The organism is Sphingomonas sp. RB1R13, assembly GCF_036663775.1.
Lineage (GTDB): Bacteria > Pseudomonadota > Alphaproteobacteria > Sphingomonadales > Sphingomonadaceae > Sphingomicrobium.
The window spans coordinates 1,270,515-1,288,726 of record NZ_JAXOJM010000001.1 but is presented as its reverse complement, the minus strand read 5'-3'; the positions used below and the strand labels follow the sequence as shown (position 1 = coordinate 1,288,726).

24 protein-coding genes are annotated in these 18,212 nt (G+C 60.9%); 17 read left to right on the top strand and 7 right to left on the bottom strand.

All coding sequences use genetic code 11. The annotated features are described in order from the left end of the window. Positions 1-265, top strand: a 265-nt coding sequence (locus tag U1700_RS06170) for a hypothetical protein (protein ID WP_332751050.1), incomplete at its 5' end; no start/stop codon positions are given. A gap of 314 nt (positions 266-579) precedes the next feature. On the opposite strand, the gene U1700_RS06165 is transcribed toward U1700_RS06170, so the two are convergent. Beyond that, positions 580-948 (bottom strand): hypothetical protein, encoded by a 369-nt coding sequence (locus U1700_RS06165; RefSeq protein ID WP_332751048.1) that lies wholly within the window; start codon positions 946-948, stop codon positions 580-582. Between the two features lie 142 nt (positions 949-1,090). After that, complete coding sequence (locus U1700_RS06160; RefSeq protein ID WP_332751046.1) at positions 1,091-1,429, bottom strand: hypothetical protein; 339 nt, start codon at positions 1,427-1,429, stop codon at positions 1,091-1,093. 592 nt (positions 1,430-2,021) lie between these two features. Between U1700_RS06160 and U1700_RS06155 the strand changes: the two genes are divergently transcribed. Genes U1700_RS06155 through U1700_RS15590 form a run of 10 tightly spaced genes read left to right on the top strand, consistent with a single transcriptional unit; the run spans position 2,022 to position 7,002 of the window. Next, positions 2,022-3,302, top strand: a complete 1,281-nt coding sequence (locus tag U1700_RS06155; RefSeq protein WP_332751044.1) for a tyrosine-type recombinase/integrase — start codon at positions 2,022-2,024, stop codon at positions 3,300-3,302. After that, positions 3,299-3,949 (top strand): hypothetical protein, encoded by a 651-nt coding sequence (locus U1700_RS06150; RefSeq protein ID WP_332751042.1) that lies wholly within the window; start codon positions 3,299-3,301, stop codon positions 3,947-3,949. The genes U1700_RS06155 and U1700_RS06150 overlap by 4 nt, the downstream gene beginning before the upstream one ends. A gap of 34 nt (positions 3,950-3,983) precedes the next feature. Continuing rightward, a complete protein-coding gene (locus tag U1700_RS06145) occupies positions 3,984-4,247 on the top strand; it encodes a helix-turn-helix transcriptional regulator (RefSeq protein ID WP_332751040.1) in 264 nt (87 codons plus the stop codon). Positions 4,248-4,250: 3 nt separating this feature from the next. Continuing rightward, the gene (locus tag U1700_RS06140) at positions 4,251-4,433 is read left to right on the top strand and encodes a hypothetical protein (RefSeq protein ID WP_332751038.1); all 183 of its coding nucleotides are present in this window, start codon (positions 4,251-4,253) and stop codon (positions 4,431-4,433) included. Beyond that, positions 4,426-4,626, top strand: coding sequence for a hypothetical protein (locus U1700_RS06135; protein WP_332751037.1), 201 nt, complete (start codon positions 4,426-4,428; stop codon positions 4,624-4,626). The genes U1700_RS06140 and U1700_RS06135 overlap by 8 nt, the downstream gene beginning before the upstream one ends. Then, a complete protein-coding gene (locus U1700_RS06130; protein WP_332751036.1) occupies positions 4,623-4,973 on the top strand; it encodes a hypothetical protein in 351 nt (116 codons plus the stop codon). The genes U1700_RS06135 and U1700_RS06130 overlap by 4 nt, the downstream gene beginning before the upstream one ends. Further along, the gene (locus U1700_RS06125; protein ID WP_332751035.1) at positions 4,970-5,908 is read left to right on the top strand and encodes a hypothetical protein; all 939 of its coding nucleotides are present in this window, start codon (positions 4,970-4,972) and stop codon (positions 5,906-5,908) included. The genes U1700_RS06130 and U1700_RS06125 overlap by 4 nt, the downstream gene beginning before the upstream one ends. Beyond that, positions 5,905-6,162: a hypothetical protein gene (locus U1700_RS06120; RefSeq protein ID WP_332751033.1), complete on the top strand. Its 258-nt coding sequence runs from the start codon at positions 5,905-5,907 to the stop codon at positions 6,160-6,162. The genes U1700_RS06125 and U1700_RS06120 overlap by 4 nt, the downstream gene beginning before the upstream one ends. Continuing rightward, positions 6,159-6,911, top strand: coding sequence for a hypothetical protein (locus tag U1700_RS06115; protein WP_332751032.1), 753 nt, complete (start codon positions 6,159-6,161; stop codon positions 6,909-6,911). Before U1700_RS06120 ends, U1700_RS06115 begins: the two co-directional genes overlap by 4 nt. Continuing rightward, a complete protein-coding gene (locus U1700_RS15590) occupies positions 6,853-7,002 on the top strand; it encodes a hypothetical protein (protein WP_443025903.1) in 150 nt (49 codons plus the stop codon). The genes U1700_RS06115 and U1700_RS15590 overlap by 59 nt, the downstream gene beginning before the upstream one ends. 705 nt (positions 7,003-7,707) lie before the next feature. Here the strand turns inward: U1700_RS15590 and U1700_RS06110 are convergent. The 3 genes from U1700_RS06110 to U1700_RS06100 are packed head-to-tail and all read right to left on the bottom strand — an operon-like array spanning position 7,708 to position 8,594. Then, entirely contained in the window at positions 7,708-8,043 is a 336-nt protein-coding gene (locus U1700_RS06110) for a hypothetical protein (protein WP_332751030.1), read from the bottom strand. A gap of 3 nt (positions 8,044-8,046) precedes the next feature. Further along, positions 8,047-8,475, bottom strand: a complete 429-nt coding sequence (locus tag U1700_RS06105) for a hypothetical protein (protein ID WP_332751028.1) — start codon at positions 8,473-8,475, stop codon at positions 8,047-8,049. Continuing rightward, positions 8,472-8,594 carry a hypothetical protein gene (locus tag U1700_RS06100; protein ID WP_332751026.1) on the bottom strand — a complete coding sequence of 41 codons (123 nt, stop codon included), beginning with the start codon at positions 8,592-8,594 and terminating at the stop codon, positions 8,472-8,474. The genes U1700_RS06105 and U1700_RS06100 overlap by 4 nt, the downstream gene beginning before the upstream one ends. Positions 8,595-8,716: 122 nt before the next feature. On the opposite strand from U1700_RS06100, the gene U1700_RS06095 reads away from it, so the two are divergent. From U1700_RS06095 to U1700_RS06085, 3 genes are all read left to right on the top strand, one after another. Beyond that, positions 8,717-8,869 carry a hypothetical protein gene (locus U1700_RS06095; RefSeq protein ID WP_332751025.1) on the top strand — a complete coding sequence of 51 codons (153 nt, stop codon included), beginning with the start codon at positions 8,717-8,719 and terminating at the stop codon, positions 8,867-8,869. A 67-nt stretch (positions 8,870-8,936) separates the two neighbouring features. Beyond that, positions 8,937-9,113, top strand: coding sequence for a hypothetical protein (locus U1700_RS06090; protein ID WP_332751024.1), 177 nt, complete (start codon positions 8,937-8,939; stop codon positions 9,111-9,113). A gap of 41 nt (positions 9,114-9,154) precedes the next feature. Continuing rightward, entirely contained in the window at positions 9,155-9,523 is a 369-nt protein-coding gene (locus U1700_RS06085) for a thermonuclease family protein (RefSeq protein WP_332751022.1), read from the top strand. Here U1700_RS06085 and U1700_RS06080 read toward each other — a convergent pair. Both U1700_RS06080 and U1700_RS06075 read right to left on the bottom strand, forming a co-directional pair. Next, positions 9,507-9,701, bottom strand: coding sequence for a hypothetical protein (locus U1700_RS06080; RefSeq protein ID WP_332751020.1), 195 nt, complete (start codon positions 9,699-9,701; stop codon positions 9,507-9,509). The two genes, U1700_RS06085 and U1700_RS06080, sit on opposite strands and share 17 nt — an antisense overlap. Positions 9,702-10,048: 347 nt before the next feature. Further along, complete coding sequence (locus U1700_RS06075) at positions 10,049-10,261, bottom strand: hypothetical protein (protein WP_332751018.1); 213 nt, start codon at positions 10,259-10,261, stop codon at positions 10,049-10,051. Between the two features lie 1,062 nt (positions 10,262-11,323). Between U1700_RS06075 and U1700_RS06070 the strand changes: the two genes are divergently transcribed. The 3 genes from U1700_RS06070 to U1700_RS06060 are packed head-to-tail and all read left to right on the top strand — an operon-like array spanning position 11,324 to position 18,028. Further along, positions 11,324-11,743: a hypothetical protein gene (locus U1700_RS06070; protein ID WP_332751016.1), complete on the top strand. Its 420-nt coding sequence runs from the start codon at positions 11,324-11,326 to the stop codon at positions 11,741-11,743. A gap of 1 nt (position 11,744) precedes the next feature. Next, positions 11,745-12,788 (top strand): hypothetical protein, encoded by a 1,044-nt coding sequence (locus tag U1700_RS06065; RefSeq protein WP_332751014.1) that lies wholly within the window; start codon positions 11,745-11,747, stop codon positions 12,786-12,788. Then, positions 12,788-18,028, top strand: coding sequence for a hypothetical protein (locus tag U1700_RS06060; protein ID WP_332751012.1), 5,241 nt, complete (start codon positions 12,788-12,790; stop codon positions 18,026-18,028). Before U1700_RS06065 ends, U1700_RS06060 begins: the two co-directional genes overlap by 1 nt. Positions 18,029-18,212 lie beyond the last annotated feature (184 nt).

Sequence of the window (18,212 nt, the reverse complement as noted above, 5' to 3'; positions counted from 1 at the left end):
CTTGTTTGACCATGAGGCTAGCCCACTTCGGCATATACCTCATTTGAACACCCGCCATATGGTCCTGCAAATTCTTGGATGGATGTGGGCGATTGCGTTTTCGATCGCGATCGGGAGTTATACCGTATTCGCCGTGAGCGTCGTTGGACATGTTGTTCTGATCGGAGCCGCTGCCATCACGGTGGCGACCTATGGCGCAGCCGCCAAGAGACCGGGACTATTTCTTACGGGCCTTGGGCGCCGTCCAGATGGTGAACACCTTTAGGTTCAGTTTCCGTAATTGCTGTGAAGTTACAGCTGTATTTGCGCCGATAGCCGAGGGTCGGCTTTGAGGCGGCGAGACGCTGTTTCCGGATATTCGACCCCGAATTCCGGAAGTCCCTATCGCGCGTTCCTAGCCAGGAGCGGATAGTCGGCTGCCGGCCCAGATCTCGCCGGAAGGCGGTTGCTCAGCGAACAGTGAGTTTTGGGCATCCGAAATTCTGCGTTGACCGGCTGGATTGAATTGCTTGCCGACCGACCGCTACTGGCATTGGCTCTGATACGTACGAATGGCACGAACTGGGTGGAAAGCGGACACTAGCGACCAGCGGAAACGTAGATTGCGCCGGACGGCGGTGGGCGTCGAAGTTCCCAACCGAACGATGCAACGGTTGCCTTAGCTGCCGACCGTATTTCCTCCCAAGTGGGATCAGTGCGCAAAGCGTCCTCGGTCCAAAATGATGCGTTTTGTTTCCCACTCATACGCGTGATTATCTCATCCAGCGCGTCAACCGCCGCCTTTTGCTCGACGGTAATTTCCTTTTCATGGCCGACCAACTCATACAGACCATCTTCAAAATCGAGTGCAAGCTCGTCCGCTTTGCAAACAAAGTCAGGAAATAGCGAAAGCTGCACATCAGCGGGCTGCGCTAAAGCTAACACCGCCCTCTGTAGCTGGTCCCTCATGCCATCCGCTCCCCTTCGATAGAAACCGTATGGACACAACCCAATGTCCGCAATTCGGTCGCGAGCCGACCTTCCAGTTCTGGCGAGCGCCACCAGCGGGGCGAAATGCGAGAATTGAGTGGAGAGCGACGTTCGGATGGGTTCAAACACGGTCTATGAAGGTCATGCCGCCGATTGCCTCTTGCGGGTAAAGCGTGGCGTCGCATCCGGGCTGTTCTGGCAACCCTTTTACAATTACGCTCTTGCATCCTTCACTGGCGACGCCTTCATCTATGGTCCCCAGCGTGCGCGGCGACAGGCTGAATACAAGCCCGTTATGTTTGCCACCAATCACCTGCATGAGCCAAGCGCTGGGGTTGCTGTCGAACCAAGGCGCGACGACCCGTTCGAGTAGCATGTAGCTTCCGAGAAGCTGCTGGTCGCCATCTCCGCCATCGATCGCGAAGCGAGTTCTCGCGAAGCTCGGGTGCGGCGAAATCATGAGAGGAGACTACACAGTCTGCTAAGGTCCGCAATTGGGTCGATAGCCGACAGTCGGCTTTGACGCGACGAGCAGCTCATTTCGGACATGCGAGCCAGAAGTCTAGAACGTTCACTATCGCACGATCCTCGCCAAGAGCGGACAGGCGGCTACCGGCCCAATCTCAGTCGTTCGCGCGCGAGATCTTCAGTTGATTCATTAGGTCCAAACGTTCGTGGGTGGCGGCCCAAACACGCGGTCCGAGACTACCGCGCAACTACCGCACGAAAGCGAGGCTCGATGCAGTCTCTCGACTCCCACCTCGTGCCTACAGCAACAGAAAAACGCCGAAGGTGCCGCGACTTAGGAGGCACCATACTCCGGCCGAGCGAGTGACTGCCAAAGACGGGGAACAGGGTGGTGCCGCCTACAGGACTCGAACCTGTGACCCCCGCATTACGAATGCGGAGGCCTTGCTTGCGTGGCGTTGCCGCGAGCAGGTTTGGGGTTGCTATGAATCCCAGTAATCCGCCCCGGTTCCTAGCCTGTTCTTTCTTGCTGTTGCCCCGGCTTTGATCTACGGTGATTGCTAGGTGATTGCCAGAGGTAGGCCATGGCGACGGGTAAGATCACGAAGCGGACGGTGGATGCGCTGCGGTCCTCGGCAAAGGCTGAGTTCCTGTGGGACGACGAGTTGCGCGGGTTCGGGGTGAAGACGACGCCCGCCGGCAACAAGGTCTTCCTTATCCAATATCGGGAAGGCGGTCGGGGGTCGGGCACAAAGCGCTACACGATCGGCACCTACGGCAATCCCTGGACGCCCTCAGGCGCGCGGGCCGAGGCTGAACGGCTGCTGGTAGATGGCCGCAAAGGCCTGTTGGTTAGCAAGGCGGAACGAAGCCGCATCGCTCGCAATCTTGCGTTTACCCCCTACTCCGAGCTGTTCATGAAGGAATATGTCGAACGGGAGTGGAAGGCATCCCATGCCGACGCCGAAGCCATCTTCCGCCTGCATGTCCGGCCGATCCTCAGATCGAAGCCTCTTCCTGACATTCGCAAGTCGGACATTGCGGCACTGTTCGACAGCATCCCGCGCGAGAAGGCTGGACTCAGGCGCAAAACCCACGCCGTTCTGAGCCGCATGTTTCGCTGGGCTGTTGGGCGCGGTGATCTCGACCGCTCGCCAATGGAAGGGGCGGAAGTCCCTCAAGCGCCCGGCTCCCGCGATCGTTGGCTAAGTGACGAGGAACTCCGGCTGGCATGGCTAGCTGCTGGCGACCTCGGCTATCCGTTCGGTCCGGTCTACCGCTTACTGATCGGCACGGGTCAACGCCGCGAAGAAGTCGCGGGTCTCGGGTGGAAGGAACTGCACCGGTCAACCTCGGAATGGATCATCCCCGCCGCTCGGGCGAAGAACGGTCACGCGACGACGGTGCCGCTCATGGCTGCGATGATCGCCGAACTGGACAATCTCGCTGCCGGCGAAAAGTGGCCGCGCAAAGGCTTCGTGTTCACGACTACCGGTGAAACGCCTGTCTCGGGCTATTCCCGTGCAAAGTCCCGGCTCGACAAGACCATGCTGACGCTCGCGAAGAAGGAAGCCGGGAAAGCTGGCGAGAATCCCGATCACGTCACGATCGATCCCTGGCGCGCCCATGACCTGCGACGGACGTTCGCCACAGGAATGCAGCGGTTGGGTGTCCGGTTCGAAGTGACCGAGGCAATCCTCAATCACGTCTCTGGGGCTCGTGCGGGCGTTGCTGGCGTCTACCAGCGGCACGACTGGAAACAGGAGAAGCGCGACGCTCTCGACGCATGGGCTGCGCACATCGAACGTGTGCTGCACGGTGCGGACGTTACTAACGTGATTGCGCTTGCCGAGAGGCGAGCATGAGCGAATACATTGCAGGTGCGAACGCGGCTTTACGGTCGGACATGGAGCTTCTGTTGGCGTTAGACGCCGCTTACCCTGATGCTCAAGGCCTTGCACGCGCTCTTACGAACGGCGGAGGATCGGCTGGCTCAGTCGAACTGGAGCACTTGCTGTCGGTCGCGACGCGTCGCCAAGGCTCCATTGAAATTGTGCGTCGGCTACCGAGCGGACGGTTTAAGTCAGCGCTTAGCGACTATGTAGACACTGCAACTTGGGCGAAAAATGGGATGCCCCTTAAGGCTCGGCTTGAGCTAATTCGTAATCTCCGGTCAGGCGAAGTCGTCATCCAGGCTAGAAAGAACCGGGGTGTGGGTGCTGGTCAGCCACGAACCGTTCTGTGCCCTGATGCCGCGTCGGGCGCAGCTATCTGGAATCTGGCACTGAAGTTGGCGACGGGGATCGATGACCGCCCGACCACAGACTACGACAGGGAATGGCTCGAAGCCGATGGATGGCTCACCAAGGGTGTGGACGCTTGGATCTCACGCGAGCGTAATGGCCGGGCGAAAAGAAATTTGTCTGAGATCGACACGTGGGAACGAAAAGTTCGTCGCGCCCTAAGCGCGTACGAACATCTTCTCGTTCAGCTCTCAAAAAGCGCCAATTAGCCACCCCCCCCAAGGCTTTCGCGTTACGTGCAACATGATGATACATGGTCTGTCGCCAAAGCAATTGGAGGCGACATTGACCAACGAAATTCCCTGCAGAGCGCAAAGTAACTTCGCTATTAACACAGCTGGGGCGGCTCACTATTTGAGCCTTGCTGAAAGCACGCTCGAAAAAGCGAGAGTTACTGGCTCGGGTCCCCGCTACTGCAAACTTGGACGGGCGGTCCGGTACCGCCTATCCGACCTCGACGCATGGATGGCCGCTCGGGCTGTCAGTAGCACGTCGGAAGCCGCATAAGCGATGCGCTTCGAAACAAGCGAGGCCAGCGCTAACGCTGGCCCCGGTGCTCATCTGGTCGGTGAACATCTGCTCAATACCTCAGCCGCCCTTCAGGGGCAATGGCTTCAACGTCGATATGGCATGACGCGCGAGCGGTGCATGCTGATCGCCCAGCTAGCGTGGGAGGCATCGCGTCATGGCTGATCCCTTCACCAATGTGCGCTCGGCGGCGCTGGCGCTGCTCAACGGAAGCGAGCGGCAAACCAGGGCAGCGGGAAGCTTCCTCGGCCAGCTCGTCTTCGACGACACTCCTATGAGCGAGAAGCAAGAGAACTGGCTGGCGACGTTGCTCGATCGTGCCGGTCTTCCACCTTTAATGACGGGAGGCCGGTCATGAACGACGGACCGGACTTGTTCGGATTTATGTCCGCGCCGGAATATCCCGACGCGCCTGGTCATCGTGGCGTTGATACTTCGATCGCGGCGGCAGCCGACATCGCCCCCAAGCTGGGGCGGCTTCAGCGCTTGGCCGAGGAAACGATACGCGCTGCTGGCCCCGTTGGTCTGACCGCCGACGAACTTGCGGAGCAGGTCGATCTCCCCCGCTGGACTATTCAACCCCGAACCACAGAACTGAGGCTCAAGGGGCTGGTCGTCGATAGCGGAATGCGGCGACCTAATTGCACCGGCAAGGCTGCAAGGGTTTGGGTGGCGGCTGAGTTTCAGCAGAGTGAAGCGGCATGAAGCGGGCAAAGACAAATAGGCCTGACGCGACCGGGCGCGATAGCAAGCGCCTGGGAAGCGACGGGGCCGTCATCATCCTGCGGCGGTCGTTCTGGCTTTCCCCACAGGTAAGCGCGTTATCGGTGACGGCGCGGGCTCTCCTCGTCGAGTTGACAGCGATGTACACGGGGCCTGCGTGCAACGGAAAGTTGTTCCTGTCACAGGTCGATGCCGCGCACCGCCTAGGCCTGAGCGATCGTAAGGCGGTTAAGTCTGCATTTGACGAACTCGAAGGCCTCGGATTCCTGCGCTGTACCGTCAAGGGTGACTTTAGGATCAAAGCCGGTGGCTTCGCCCGTGCGTCGGCGTTCTGGCTGAATTGGAAGAGCAAGGGCGGTTCTTCGCTCGGCGGCGATGTCATTCCAAAGCTAAACTTTGGCGACCTCGATGCGCGTCAAAGACGGCGGGTTTCGGATCGCTCGAACGTCATCTCTGCGTACACTCGAGCATTTTTCGCGGGGGAGGATTCCTCTCATTGGGCCACTATTCGGGCCGACATGGGGGTCTTGCCGGGGGAGGAAACCTCGCACGCAAACGCCGAAAATGGCGGAAATGCGTTGCCGTCTAGGTGGGAGGAATCCTCTCAACATGTATATTACCAAGGGGGTAGGGGGCGAACGTCTCTGACCGACATGATGCACGGCATACGGGGTAAAGCCTGGACGCCACCCTTCGTCCGATCACCGGAGCCCGGCAAACCGCTGTTCTGCGACCTGATCAAGCTTCGTAGGTCGATCAATCAGACCCCTGAAAAAATGGGCCCGACTGAATTTCGCTGCGAGCAGTGCGGGGATCCTTTGATCGGTGGTCGATTGGGTCGCCGGTATTGCAACGAGGCGTGTCGGAAACGGGGTGAGGGCAAGCGTCGTTACGAGCGCATGAAGGTGGCGGCATGACCTCGGATCAAACTCAATCGGGTGCTAAGGCCTATCTGCACGAGTTCTCTGTGATGGGCCTGTCCTTCGTTCGCAGACCTGTGTCGGAGCCACCGGTCGAAGGCACGGTCGGCGTTGCCGATGACGGTCACGAAGGTGGATGGACCGACCGTCAACCTGCGATGTTCAAGGGAGGAGAGTGGCTGTCGATGAAGGGCAAGGCGCTTCGGTTCAAACCACAATATTGGATCGTCCTTGATGGGGCGCCGCGATGACAAGTAAGCGCCGCATGCCCGCAAAGCTTCGGCAGAAGGCGCAGGTGGCAACGGCGCGCCATCAGGCTCGCCCGATCGCGCCTGATGTCCAAATCACTGCCGATGAAGGCAAGTGGTCCTATGGCAACCCTTACCAGGCGGCGGATGAACGGGCTTGGTGCGCTTTGATGTTCGAAGCGTTCGGGACTCGCCAACGCGACGTAGCGAACGTGTTCGTCAATCACCTGGCGCGCCTATGTTCAACGCAGTGGGACGAGACTGCACAAGCATGGCGCCCCAACGAGAACGAGCTGCAAACCGCTATTGCACTAGTGCAAAGCCTTGCTCCTCGCAATGAGGCAGAAGCGGCGCTCGCTGCCCAGGCAGTGGCTATCCATTTTGCCACGATGAAGCTTGCTCATCATGTAGCGGGCCGGTCTAACCCTGATGCCCGAACGCTGGCATCCCTAGCCGCTCTCGCGAAGGCCTACGTCAAGCAACTGGAAGCAATGCAGCAACTTAAGGGTCGAAAGGTCAGTCGGCAGAAAATCACGGTAAGGAACGAACGTCATGTCCACCATCACCAGCACGTCCATGCCGCCGGGGATGCCCGAAATTTGGGAGGCCAAAGCCATGCAACCAACAGTTTTGTCGAGTGCACCCCGATGCCAGGCAAAGGCTCGCTCGGGTCAGTCGTGCCGTTCTCCGGCGCTGAAGGGCAAGCGCGTCTGTCGAATGCACGGAGGCCGAAGCGGGGCGCCGAAAGGTGAGGCGAACGGCTCTTGGCGGCATGGGGGATGGACAAGTGAGGCTGTCGAGCTTCGCCGTGAGGTGTCGCGATTGCTGAGCGCTGTCCGCTGAGGCGCTGGCGAAGCTACGTCAATGTGGCCAGCAGATCGTCAAGCATGTGCAAAAAGCACTTGCGCCCCTGGCAACAAAAACGCCTGGAAGCATGGACTGCGATCGGCAGAAATGGCTTCGATGAGAGCAATGGCGCGCGCCATGCGAGAAAGTCTTAAGTCGATCTGACGGCGGAACTAAGACCCGGTCTGCTGCACAAGAGGGGGGGGGCGGCAGCCGGGCCTGAACTCAGCGACGATACGCAGTCACCGGATGAAGAATGCGCCGTAAGGGGAAACGATCCCTAGATGGCGAACTGATAGCAAAGGGTCGGCCAATTGATGACCGGCCGCTCGCGTCGCTATGTACGCTAGACCGGCAAGAGCCGGGCCGATGCAGCCACCGGGCACATTTGCAACGAACCAGCACCGAAGCCGTTTAGCTCGCAGCATAGATTAGATGCATGGGCCGCTCAGATGGTACGAAAAGGCGAGACACTGCAGGACTATCATCTGCGCCTCGCGGAAATGTGTGAGCACATGGCGCGCCGACAAATTGCCAGTATCTCTTATGGTACGTCAGGCAAGGTTCGTGAGAGCAAAAAAAAGAAGGCCAGGCACGACTTGGCAAGCGCGGTAGTCCAGCGGCAACTTGCGGCGCTAGTTGAGCAAGAAAAGCCCCGCCGAGCCGAAGCCAGGCGGGGCTAGCCGAGAGCGGGAGAGGTGCTCAGTTGGCGTTGAGCGATAACGGTCCAGTCGATTGATCGATCCCGTAAGCTGGATGCACCTCCCCGCTCTCGGGCTCGCCCTCGTCCTCGACATTGCCGCCGCCATGGTCGTCCAGTTCGGGTTCGTCGTCGATCTCAGGCTCATCGTCCTGCTCGGTGACCTCGGGCTCGCGGTCCTCATCTCCGTCCTGCTCGTCCATCAGGTCGATGGCGTTGGCAACAAGGTGGGCTAAGTATGGACGAGGCAATGACGGGAGGATGGCCAGCGCAACGTTGAGCGGCAAGTGCGTGCCGATGGCTCGGCTTGCCTGCTGGGTATGGATGTGGACCGCCACGGCTTAAGCCCTCCCGCCGAGCAGGAAGCGGCGAAGGTCGGCATAGGCCTGATCTTCCACACCTTCGCTCCAGATGCCCTCACCGGGCATCCACAGCCGATCGACCTTCCACACTACGGCCTGCGGGTCAGGGGCAGGCATGTCGAGCAGCACCTTTTCGGCAGCGCTGATGGCACTGTCCATTTTGTCTGCCTGATGAAAGGCAGCTTCCCATTCAACGCGATGCTTTTCGTTGCCCGCCTGAATGGCCCCGCCGAGTTCCTCCAGCCTCGGCTCATGGGCGGCGCGGATTGCCTGCACTCGGGCAAGGGCGGTCATTGCGTCGTCCCATGCCGCACGGCTTACGGGCAACTTCATTGCGATTGTTGGGGTGGACAGCGCCACCGTCGCACCGGCAACGGCCATGCCGGTCAGCATCTCGCGCCTATTCATTTCGCGACCTGCGCGGATGCGAGGACGGCGGCGATAATCGGGGCGCAGCCGATCGCGGCGGCGGTGATGATCGCGAATAGCGCACGGGGCGCACGGGTGGTATTGAATGAGGCAGCCATAAGACCGAACTCCTTAGGTTCCGGTTGAGGTTAGGCCGGCGGGAGGGTTAGTGGCCCTCCTGTCGGCTGTACCGTTAGTTACGTAAGTTGACACCCACTGTCAAGGGGTGTTACGTAAGTTCATGGCTGATATTGAACCCCTTGGTATCCGGTTTGAAATGCGAGCGACGAAAGGCTGGCTGGAGCACGTCGACGAGTGGCGGTCGAAGCAGAAGCCTATTCCTTCCCGAGCGGAAGCTATCCGTCGCTTGGTCGAGCAGGGGCTTTCCAAATGAGTGATCAGGGCAAGCGATCGCAGACGAACAAATAGGATTGAAAAATTGCGACGCGGGAACCGGAGTAATGCCTGAAGTTGGCACTATCGTTCGAGCGTTTGAAATTGCTCGCGAGGGATCTTGCCAAAGTCTCGTGGACATTCGCCGCCAACTTCACCGCGAGAACTATCAAAGCATTGAATCGCACCTGTCGGGCGCGCTTATCAAGAAGCAGCTTTCGGAAATTTTAAAAGCCCAGACATAATCGACACAATGGCAATTCGTTTTTAGTCCGGAAAATACGCGATGCCGCTCGATGCTATCCCCTGCCCCTCCGCCTACGTCGTTGACGGCGACACGCTGCGTTGCGGATCAATCCGCTTGCGTCTGCTTGGCATCGACGCGCCTGAACTGCCGGGTCACTGCGCCCGCAATCGTCAGTGCGCGCCAGGCGATGCCATCGCCTCGAAGGGCAGCCTAATCGACGCGCTACGCAATGGGCGGGTAAGCTACAGCATCGTCACGACCGATCGCTTCGGGCGTTACGTCGTCATGGCGTGGGCTGGGCGGGCGAACTTGTCATGCTGGCAGCTGCAGCGGGCTCAGGCGATCTACAAGCCGCGTTGGGACGATGGGGGGCTCATCGCGACCGCATGCGTCAAAGCGCCCAAGTGAGGGTGTTCCTTGACTCACCCACCTCAGGGTCATTCACAAGTTCCTGATAGCGCCGCGCGAGTTCGGCATGGACTGTCTTGGCATCTTCGCCGTCAGGTTGAAGCGCTAGATCGCGCTCCTCGACAGCACGTTTGCGATAATAGCTTACGTCGGATTGAAGCATGGCGATACTTTGCATGGCGAGAGGCATCTGCTGGGTCTCAAGGCTTAAACGTCCTCGCGTCCGGCGGGTGCCAAAAGTTTCACCCGCGTTACGGAAGCGATCAACCTAGCCATTGTGCGCCCGCTCCGTTCGCATTGGGGATTAGGTATTTGCCAAACCCGCAATCAGAAATGCGGCTGCACCGACGCAAATGGCTGCGTTGAATGCCGCCGCGAGCCAGAACATGATTGGCTGCTTCGATCGGGTGTATCGTGCGTAAGGGACCCCAGCCGCGTCCATGGTGCCCGTTCGAAAGCCATGCATTAGCGACCACCCCATCAGCGGAACGCCCACAATGAGGATGACCAGCATTAGCCCATCTCTCATTCAGGCTTCTCCACCGGCTTATGCTTCACCAGCTTCTTTATCGGCCCGTCAAAGCGCGCCACGTCATCTTCCAATTTAGACACGCTTCGTTCGAGCCGGTTAATCAAACTCAAATCCTGCCGACCACTGTCGCGTGCAATGCTCAGCTTTATGCGGAGGTGGTCCATTTCCGCCAACAAGCGATCCAGCTCGGCGTCGGTCGGTGTCATTCGCATATGTTGTCATTCGCACTAAGGAAAGTCGGGCTGGCCATTGGGACCGAATGCGCTGCATCAGCCTCCTGAATCATGGGCCAGCGCCAGTCTTGCTTTTGCTCGGCCGCTTGGTCAGCTTGGTCCATCGCACGAAGTAAATCGCCGAAACAGTGTGTCTCATCAACCGGGTACGCACGTGCAAATATCGGGCTCAGAAACTCCGACCCTTCTTGCGTTACTGCTGCGCAGGCAGCGATTTGTTTCGGCACGACAAGCTCTCTCTTCTCATGCCAAAACGCTTTTAAAATGTGATCGTGCCAATTGTTACGACGCCGCGTCATTCTCACGGACGGGCGAGCGCCGAGTCAGATCATGCGGAAAAAATGAGGGAAGCATCCGCGTAAGTTGGCCCCGTAGCTCCGCTTGATCGACCAATGCCTGATACTGCTTCGCGAGCTCCATGTGGATCACTGCTACGTTCGATCGGCTGGCCTCAAGTGCACGGTAGCGTTCGTCAATCGCCCTTTGGCGATAATAGGCAACGTCTGAGTCGTCCATTTCACCTCTCCCACTTAGGCGGCAACCACTGGATCGCTCCAGCGCTTCACCAAAGCCCAATAATTATCCGCATTGCGCGAGGAGTCGAGTCATCGAGGCGGGGGCGGGGGAAGCACTGCCAGCCTGGCCTCGCGCTGACCGCAGCGCGCACACCGCAAGCGCCCTTGCAGGGCGCTTAGCTGCCCGCTGCCGCCCAGTGACGCCGCAGCGTAGCCGTCCACAGTGCGTGATGAACCACATGACCCGCAGTCGATCCTGAGACCGCATCGGAACCTGACGAGATCAGCAACTGTGCGGACGTGCTTCGTGGACATCACGCTAGCGTAGGCTCGGCGGAACGATTCGGGAACAAACTTGCGGATGAGACTTGCTTTTTCTGTGGATTTGTGCTAGCGGCATGTCATCGCTGTTTTGGGGACGGGCATGGAAGTGAATCACTGCCAACTTGGGCAAGCGCCCTCCGCCTATTTCAGGGCCGCTCGTGGTGACCATGATGCGCAGGCGGCGATGGCCAACTTGATGATCGAGCAGGGGCTGGCCGGTGATGTCCCGCTCGACGCCGCAATCACGATGGCGCTGATCTGGAGCCACATGGCGACGACCTCGGGCAAGGCGACCCACCTTCTTGGGTATGCTGGCCTGCTTCTTGCGCAGGTCAGCCGCGCGCCAGTCGAGGCGTACGATTCTGGCGTGTTCGATGATTACTTCGCGACAGCCCTCGCGATTACCGACGCGGTGGCCGACGCTGGGCACAGCCGCGCCGAGATCATTGCTTTCGCGCTGGCCTCCCGGTTGTCCCCGGCAGTCATCGCCAAGGCGGTCGAACTGAAAAGACAGTTCGCGGTCGCACCGCTTTCAGATGACGATAAGCAAGGTGACATCACCGCAATGCAATGCGTCGTGGACGCACTTGGCGCTGATGAAATGGGGAGTTGTTAAGATGGCAATGATCGGCGCCAAGCGCATCGTCCCGATGGCAGTACAGCCGGGCCCATCTGCACCGGTGGCGGGTGGTGCGGTCGATAGCCGTCCCTCCCTTTCGTTCGCCTCGAACGCTTCCCCTGCGCTCATGGGCGGCAACATCCCTTCGCCCTATCAGCCCGCGATGGCGAACATGGGCCCGGCCAACGATCAGGGGTCGCCGAACGCTGCGCTACTGTCCGCCGCGATGCGATCGGCAGCACCGGGCGGGGCGATGTCACTCCCCGACATGGGGCCGATGACTGTCGGCAATGAGCAGATCACGATGCCGACGCCCAAGCCGCATCATTCGTTTTTCATGGCTGACGGCTCCGGTACGGGTAACCGTATCCTCGGGATGATCGGCGACGGCTTGCTAGGCGCGGCGGGACAGCCGGGAACCTATGCCAAGACGATGGAAGCGCGTCGGCAGGACCAGACGGCATTCGAGCGTGGCGAGGTGCAGTACCAGCGCCGCCGTGCGGACGAGCTTACCGATCGCGCGGCGGACGCGAACAAGGTCCAGTATTTCAGCGGGAACGAGGACCGTGTTGCCTATGATCCAAGCACCGGCACGGCGCGGACGCTCTATGACGCCCCTACCGCGCCCCAGGCCTACGCGACGACGCTGGGGCTCACACCGGGAAGTCCAGCCTACTCCAGTGCGATCAAGGATTATGTGCTTCGCTCCAATGGTCCGACCGCATTCGAAGGACGCGATGCGCTGCAGACGGAGCGCTATGGGTTCATTGGTCAGCTACAGGCGCCTCGTCTTGCGAACTCTCGTCGCAACACCGACGCGCGGATTGCAGGCTCGACTGCGAACAGCATGCGGACGACTGCTGCTCGCCAGCGCGGACAGGACCTGACCGATGCCCGTGTCCGTGGAAGTGCTGGGTATCAGGGACGTAACGCACGTGGCGGAGGCGGTGCCGCCGCTGTTGCAGTGGGGCCAAACGGCCATCGCATAGTCGTGAAAGGCGGGCGCTGGGTTGATGCGCAGACTGGCGCCCCGGTTCAATAATGGCCGACCTTCCGCCGTTGCCGCCCGGGTATGCGCTCGATGGTCCGCCGAAAGCCGATCCGAACCTGATCAGGCCACTGCTCGATGCGGGAGTGGTGCCGACCAACGGCTATCGCACGCCGGCCGATATTCAACGGCTGCGGTCGCAAGGGTATCATCCGGCCTCGAACTCGTTGCACCTCAATGGCGATGCGGTCGATCTGACCCCGGGCTCGTCGGGCATGAGGCTTGGCGACGTGCAAACCCGCGCCCAAGCCATCGCAACCCATTGGCCCGGCGGGAGGGCGCTGAACGAAGGCGATCACGTCCATCTGCAGCTTCCGGGCTGGGGGATGGCACCGGGAACGCCTGGCACGCCCAACTCCGGGCTTCCTCCGCTCCCCTCTGGCTACTCGCTCAAGCAACGCGGTTCACTGAGCGGCGGCAACTATGTCGCGTCGGGCGCGGTGCATGATGGTGACACGCTGAGCCTCAAGGGCGGCGGCAATGGTCGCGTGCTGGGTATCGATGCTTGGGAGGTCAATCAGCAGGGTCGCCGCGCCGATGGCTCGCTGGTCCCACTGGGCACGCAAGCCCGCGACGCGCTGGCTTCGCAAGTCACGTCAGCGATGCCCGTCACCGGCATGGGAGCGCAATCCTATGGTCGGCCGATCGTCACGCTCGGCAGTCCGGGCAATGATCCAGCGGAGGGCTTGCTTCGCTCTGGAAATGCACTGGCTGAGCCGCAATATCTGAACGGCGATCCCCGGTTCGCGCCGTACATGGAGGCCGAGCGCCTGGCGCGACTTAACCGTCTGGGTGGCCACGGCACCAATGCCGAAACGCCGGAGCAATATCGCCATCATGACGGACCGTGGAAGGGGGCCCAACCGGGCGCCTACGGCGAAGGTGCGCAGGCAGTATTCGGCGATGAGGCCAGTCCTAACTTTGGCGTGCGCGACGACATCGCCAAGGCCTATGTCGAGTTCTCCCGCAATCCTGCCCATGGTGTCGAGGACATCATCGCCTTCGGCAAGGCCAATGGGTTCGTCGTTCCCCGTAAGGGCACAGAGAAGTTCGTCGCGGCCCGTGCCAAGGGTGCGGTGGTCGGCGATCATCCCGAATATGTCGCGCCCCCTCAGCCGTCGATCGATCCCGGCGACGGCAAGTTCGGAACGACCCTGCGCGGCGTTGCCGATCCATTCAACATGATCGACGAATTTGGCGGCGTTGCCGACTCGCTTGGTGCGACTGGCGGCCGTGAGAATATCTGGAACAGCGACCGCCGCTTCGGCGACATGCTGTGGAACAACATTGATCAGAACCGGGCGATTATCGCGCATGATGAAGACACCCATCCTTATTATCGGCTGGGCGGTCAGCTGGCGGGCGGATTGACCGTGCCCGTGCTGGGAGAAGCGAGGACCGTTGCTCAGCTTGCCAAGATCGGGGCAGTCGAGGGCGGTATCTCCGGCTTTGGCGCGGGTGAGGGCGGCATAACGCAGCGCCTGCCGGGCGCGGCGCTTGGTGCAGGCGTCGGTGCTGTAGGTGGCGTTGTCCTTAGTGGCCTCGGCCTCGGTGCCGCGCGTGGGGCTAGGTGGATGCGCAGTCGGTTTGCCGATGAGGCTGCAGTGCCCGGCTTGCGCACGGCCAGCGGCGACGCCTCCGATATTCCTGCGCCGCCGCCGGGCTATACGATCGAAGGTCCCGCACCGGCGGCGGCGATAGGCAACAATTCGCGTCCCGTCCTAAATGGGCCAACGCCCATTCGAGCCTATCACGGGACCAACGCCCCTGACCTCTCCGGCTTCGATCCGTCGGCGAGTCGGGAGGGCCTCAGCTGGTTCACCAAGAATCCGTCGGACGCCGGGCGTTTTGGGACGCGCGTGATCCCGACGGACCTGAACCCGCAGAACCTACTTCGCGCTTCGGATGACGTGCATGGATGGGTGACTTCCAAGCAATACGATCCCGCCGCCCCGTGGTCCCAAGATGCGATCCTGCAAGCAAAGCGCGCAGATGGGACGATGAGCGTCGCGGACCTTAACCAAGCGTTCGGTCGATGGCTGCGCGACCAAGGGCACGACGCCGCTTATTTCCCTCAGGACGGGCGCTTCGCAGTGGCTGATGGCAAGGCGGTTGCGATGGCATCGGACCCAATGCCTTCGATCTCCGGCGAAGTCCGTCAACGCGATTACATCAACGTGGGCCCGGAGACAGCGACCCCACTCCCCTCGCTGCCACCGGGTTATGTTCTTGATAACCAGTTTGGCATTACCCGCAAGACCAGCGATCCACTCGATAGCAGTGACATTGCCAAGCTTGCCGAGGGCGTCGATCCGGCATCTGTCCTACCGCGCCCGGCAAGCCAGGTGGACACGATGGAGGAAGCGTCGCTCGCCAATCCCGGTCCTTTCCGCGACTTGCAAGCGCCCGACGAACATGCGCAGCTCGACGTTCGCAAGGTCGGCAATGGCGTTCGGGTTCGTGGACCGTTCGACATTACGCAAACGCTTCGCGCCAAGGGCGGCGTCCGCGATGAAGGCGGCACGCTTGCGCACCTCGGCATAGGCAATGCGCCCCGTCGAATGGACTTCGGCAGCAACGAGCAGTTTCTGGGCAAGCTGGTCCATGATCAGGGGATGCCACTCGACGATGCGGCGCATGCGCTGTGGGAAGAGGGCTATTTTCCCGAGTTCCGTGAAAGCCCCACCGGGCACGATCTGATTGACAGGCTGCATCTAGAAGCAAGCGGCGCAAACCGGTTCTTCCACCCTGACAGCCTTGATGAAGTCGCACGCTTCGAGGATGCGCAATCGCAGCGGTTCGCGGTCGAGCAGGCGCAACACAACGGCGCGCCGCTAACTGAGAACATTGGCCAGCATATCACGCTCGACGATCTGGAGGCCAACCGCGCGCCGGTGTCCGCCTATGAAGACACGCCGCGCCTTGTCGGCAAGTTGGGCAACATCAACCTCGATCGACTTGAGAACCCCGGCGACGTGGCGCAGTTGATCGACCAGGTGCAAAAGCGCGTGGGCGGGTTCGATGCTGCCAGTCGCGGGCGGGTAACCAATGAACAAACCCGCCTGATGGCCGACGAACTTGGCCTGTCCCCCGAGATGCTTCTCAAGCGCAAGGGAGGGCAGGCTCTCAATGCCGAGCAGCTCTACGCAACCCGCGCGCTGGTTCAGAAGTCGCGCGGGTTGGTCGGCAAGCTGGCACAGAAGGCCGTTGGTGGCTCCGATGAAGACGTGCTTGGCTTCCGCAAGGCATGGGTCCGCCACGTCGCACTTGAGGAGCAGGTGACCGGCGCGACTGCAGAGGCGGGTCGTGCGCTGCAGCAGTTCAAGATGCTGGCCAAGGCAGGTGACGCTCGTGGGGCGGCGGTGAAGTCATACCTCAAGGGCGCTGGTGGCCGGGAGTCGATCGAGGATGCGGCAAGGGCGATTGTCGATCTGATCGAGGATCCCGCACAAGCCAATCACTTCATGCGCGAAGGTCTCAAGCCCACGTGGAAGGACAAGTTTAACGAGCTATGGATCAACTCGTTGCTGAGCGGCCCCAAGACGCACGTGGTCAACTTCGTCGGCAATGCGCTCACCTCGATCTACTCGCTGCCCGAGCAGGCGTTGACCGCTGGCATCGGCAAAGCGCTGGGCTCGGCTGACCGCTCGTATCTTGGCGAAGTCGGGGCGCGAGTGTCGGGCCTCGCCAATGCATCGGTGGAGGGGCTGGCGCGGGCAAAGAAGGCATTCGTGACCGGCGACGCTGCCGATGACGTGATGAAGGTCGATAGCCATGTGCAGGAAGCCATCGGGGGCACACTCGGCAAGATCGTCCGCCTGCCGACCCGTGCCCTCACTGCGGCGGATGAGTTTTGGAAGTCGATTAACGCTAGTGCCGAGCTGCATGCTTTGGCGTATCGCAAAGCCACCAAGGAGGGCGTCGATGCGGCCGATCGCAAGGTCCGGTACGAGAGCCTGGTCAAGGCACCGACCGGCGAGATGGCAAAGGCTGCCGAGGACGCCGCCCGCTATTACACGTTCCAGCGCGAACTCGGGACTGCGGGCCAGGCTGTCCAGAACCTCTCGAACAAGGTGCCCGGCCTCAAACTGGTCATCCCGTTTGTCAGAACTCCCGCCAACATCGTCAAATTTGCGGGCGAGCGGTCCATCTTTGGTGTTGCGATGCCTGAGGTCCGCGCTGCGCTGGCTGCTGGCGGTCGCTCGCGGGACGAAGCGCTAGCCAAGATCACGCTTGGCTCCGGTCTGTCCACAGCGGCGGTCCTTGCGGCCATGCACGGGCGTCTGAGCGGCAGCGGGCCTTCTGACCCCCGTGAGCGTGCATCACTCCTGCAGGCGGGCTGGCAGCCCTACAGCATCAAGGTGGGCGACCGTTGGGTGTCTTACTCCCGGTTCGACCCGCTCTCGATGCTGGCAGGCGTTGCAGCGGACTTTGTCGAGGCTGGGCACACCGCCAAGCCGCAGGAGGCCGACAAGCTTGCGGTTCACCTCACGCTCGGCATTGCCAAGAACCTGACCAGCAAGACGTGGCTCTCGGGCGCTGCGGACTTCTTCCAGATGCTCGACGATCCCGATCGCTACGGTGATCGCTACTTCCGCAATCTCGCTGCGACTGCTGCGGTGCCGTCGATCCTCAACCAGACGGCTCAGGCGATCGATCCCAACTTACGCGATGCGCGGACGCTGATGGATGCGATCAAGGCTCGCACGCCCGGCTTGTCTCAGTCGGTCATGCCCCGTCGCGACATGTGGGGCGAGGCGATCACGCGCGGGGACTCGGTCGGGCCTGACATTGTGTCGCCGCTGTACGCGACCAACGTCACCTCTGATCCGCTGCGGGCGGAGATTGCCCGGCTTCGGGCGCCGGTGTCGATGCCGCAGCGCGATGTAATGGTGAACGGCGAACGAGTGCCGCTCAACGCGCAGCAGTACGACGAATATCAGCGCACGGCTGGGTCCTTAGCCTCGCAAGCGCTGCGACCGTTGGTCTCGTCGCCACAGTGGAAAGCCCTGACCGACACGGACAAGGGCGAGGCCATCAAGGATGCGTTCCAGTCGGCACGGCATGATGCACGTGACACGCTGTTGGCAAATCATCCCGAACTTCGGGCCGCCTCGCTACCGCCTCTGCCGCCTGGCTATGGTTTGCCGGGGCAAGGGCTATCGAGGTCGGCTAGGAGCTCGCCGACCTCGGGCATTCCGCCGTTGCCTTCGGGATTCATCATCAGCCGATAGAATTATATATGTTTTCTAGTGTTAAAGGCGCGGATGGATCGCACGCCTTCCAATCGCTAGCCGGGTATTGTGGAACGGATTGTAGCGTTACGGATTCACCGTTCACAAAGAAGTTTCGGGCAATCGGATCTGACAACCGGGCCGATTGCGTCCCGATTCGAACGCTGATAGAGCAATGCAATCG

Coding starts and splice junctions, on each gene's coding strand:
- U1700_RS06115 (WP_332751032.1), top strand. CDS start 6,159: ATGACAAGTAAGCGCCGCATGCCCGCAAAGCTTCGGCAGAAGGCGCAG.
- U1700_RS06155 (WP_332751044.1), top strand. CDS start 2,022: ATGGCGACGGGTAAGATCACGAAGCGGACGGTGGATGCGCTGCGGTCC.
- U1700_RS06130 (WP_332751036.1), top strand. CDS start 4,623: ATGAACGACGGACCGGACTTGTTCGGATTTATGTCCGCGCCGGAATAT.
- U1700_RS06090 (WP_332751024.1), top strand. CDS start 8,937: ATGCCTGAAGTTGGCACTATCGTTCGAGCGTTTGAAATTGCTCGCGAG.
- U1700_RS06065 (WP_332751014.1), top strand. CDS start 11,745: ATGGCAATGATCGGCGCCAAGCGCATCGTCCCGATGGCAGTACAGCCG.
- U1700_RS06135 (WP_332751037.1), top strand. CDS start 4,426: ATGGCTGATCCCTTCACCAATGTGCGCTCGGCGGCGCTGGCGCTGCTC.
- U1700_RS06120 (WP_332751033.1), top strand. CDS start 5,905: ATGACCTCGGATCAAACTCAATCGGGTGCTAAGGCCTATCTGCACGAG.
- U1700_RS06080 (WP_332751020.1), bottom strand. CDS start 9,701: ATGCAAAGTATCGCCATGCTTCAATCCGACGTAAGCTATTATCGCAAA.
- U1700_RS06100 (WP_332751026.1), bottom strand. CDS start 8,594: ATGGCTGCCTCATTCAATACCACCCGTGCGCCCCGTGCGCTATTCGCG.
- U1700_RS06105 (WP_332751028.1), bottom strand. CDS start 8,475: ATGAATAGGCGCGAGATGCTGACCGGCATGGCCGTTGCCGGTGCGACG.
- U1700_RS06060 (WP_332751012.1), top strand. CDS start 12,788: ATGGCCGACCTTCCGCCGTTGCCGCCCGGGTATGCGCTCGATGGTCCG.
- U1700_RS06165 (WP_332751048.1), bottom strand. CDS start 948: ATGAGGGACCAGCTACAGAGGGCGGTGTTAGCTTTAGCGCAGCCCGCT.
- U1700_RS06160 (WP_332751046.1), bottom strand. CDS start 1,429: ATGATTTCGCCGCACCCGAGCTTCGCGAGAACTCGCTTCGCGATCGAT.
- U1700_RS06145 (WP_332751040.1), top strand. CDS start 3,984: ATGATGATACATGGTCTGTCGCCAAAGCAATTGGAGGCGACATTGACC.
- U1700_RS06095 (WP_332751025.1), top strand. CDS start 8,717: ATGGCTGATATTGAACCCCTTGGTATCCGGTTTGAAATGCGAGCGACG.
- U1700_RS06140 (WP_332751038.1), top strand. CDS start 4,251: ATGCGCTTCGAAACAAGCGAGGCCAGCGCTAACGCTGGCCCCGGTGCT.
- U1700_RS06085 (WP_332751022.1), top strand. CDS start 9,155: ATGCCGCTCGATGCTATCCCCTGCCCCTCCGCCTACGTCGTTGACGGC.
- U1700_RS06070 (WP_332751016.1), top strand. CDS start 11,324: ATGATCGAGCAGGGGCTGGCCGGTGATGTCCCGCTCGACGCCGCAATC.
- U1700_RS06125 (WP_332751035.1), top strand. CDS start 4,970: ATGAAGCGGGCAAAGACAAATAGGCCTGACGCGACCGGGCGCGATAGC.
- U1700_RS06075 (WP_332751018.1), bottom strand. CDS start 10,261: ATGACACCGACCGACGCCGAGCTGGATCGCTTGTTGGCGGAAATGGAC.
- U1700_RS06150 (WP_332751042.1), top strand. CDS start 3,299: ATGAGCGAATACATTGCAGGTGCGAACGCGGCTTTACGGTCGGACATG.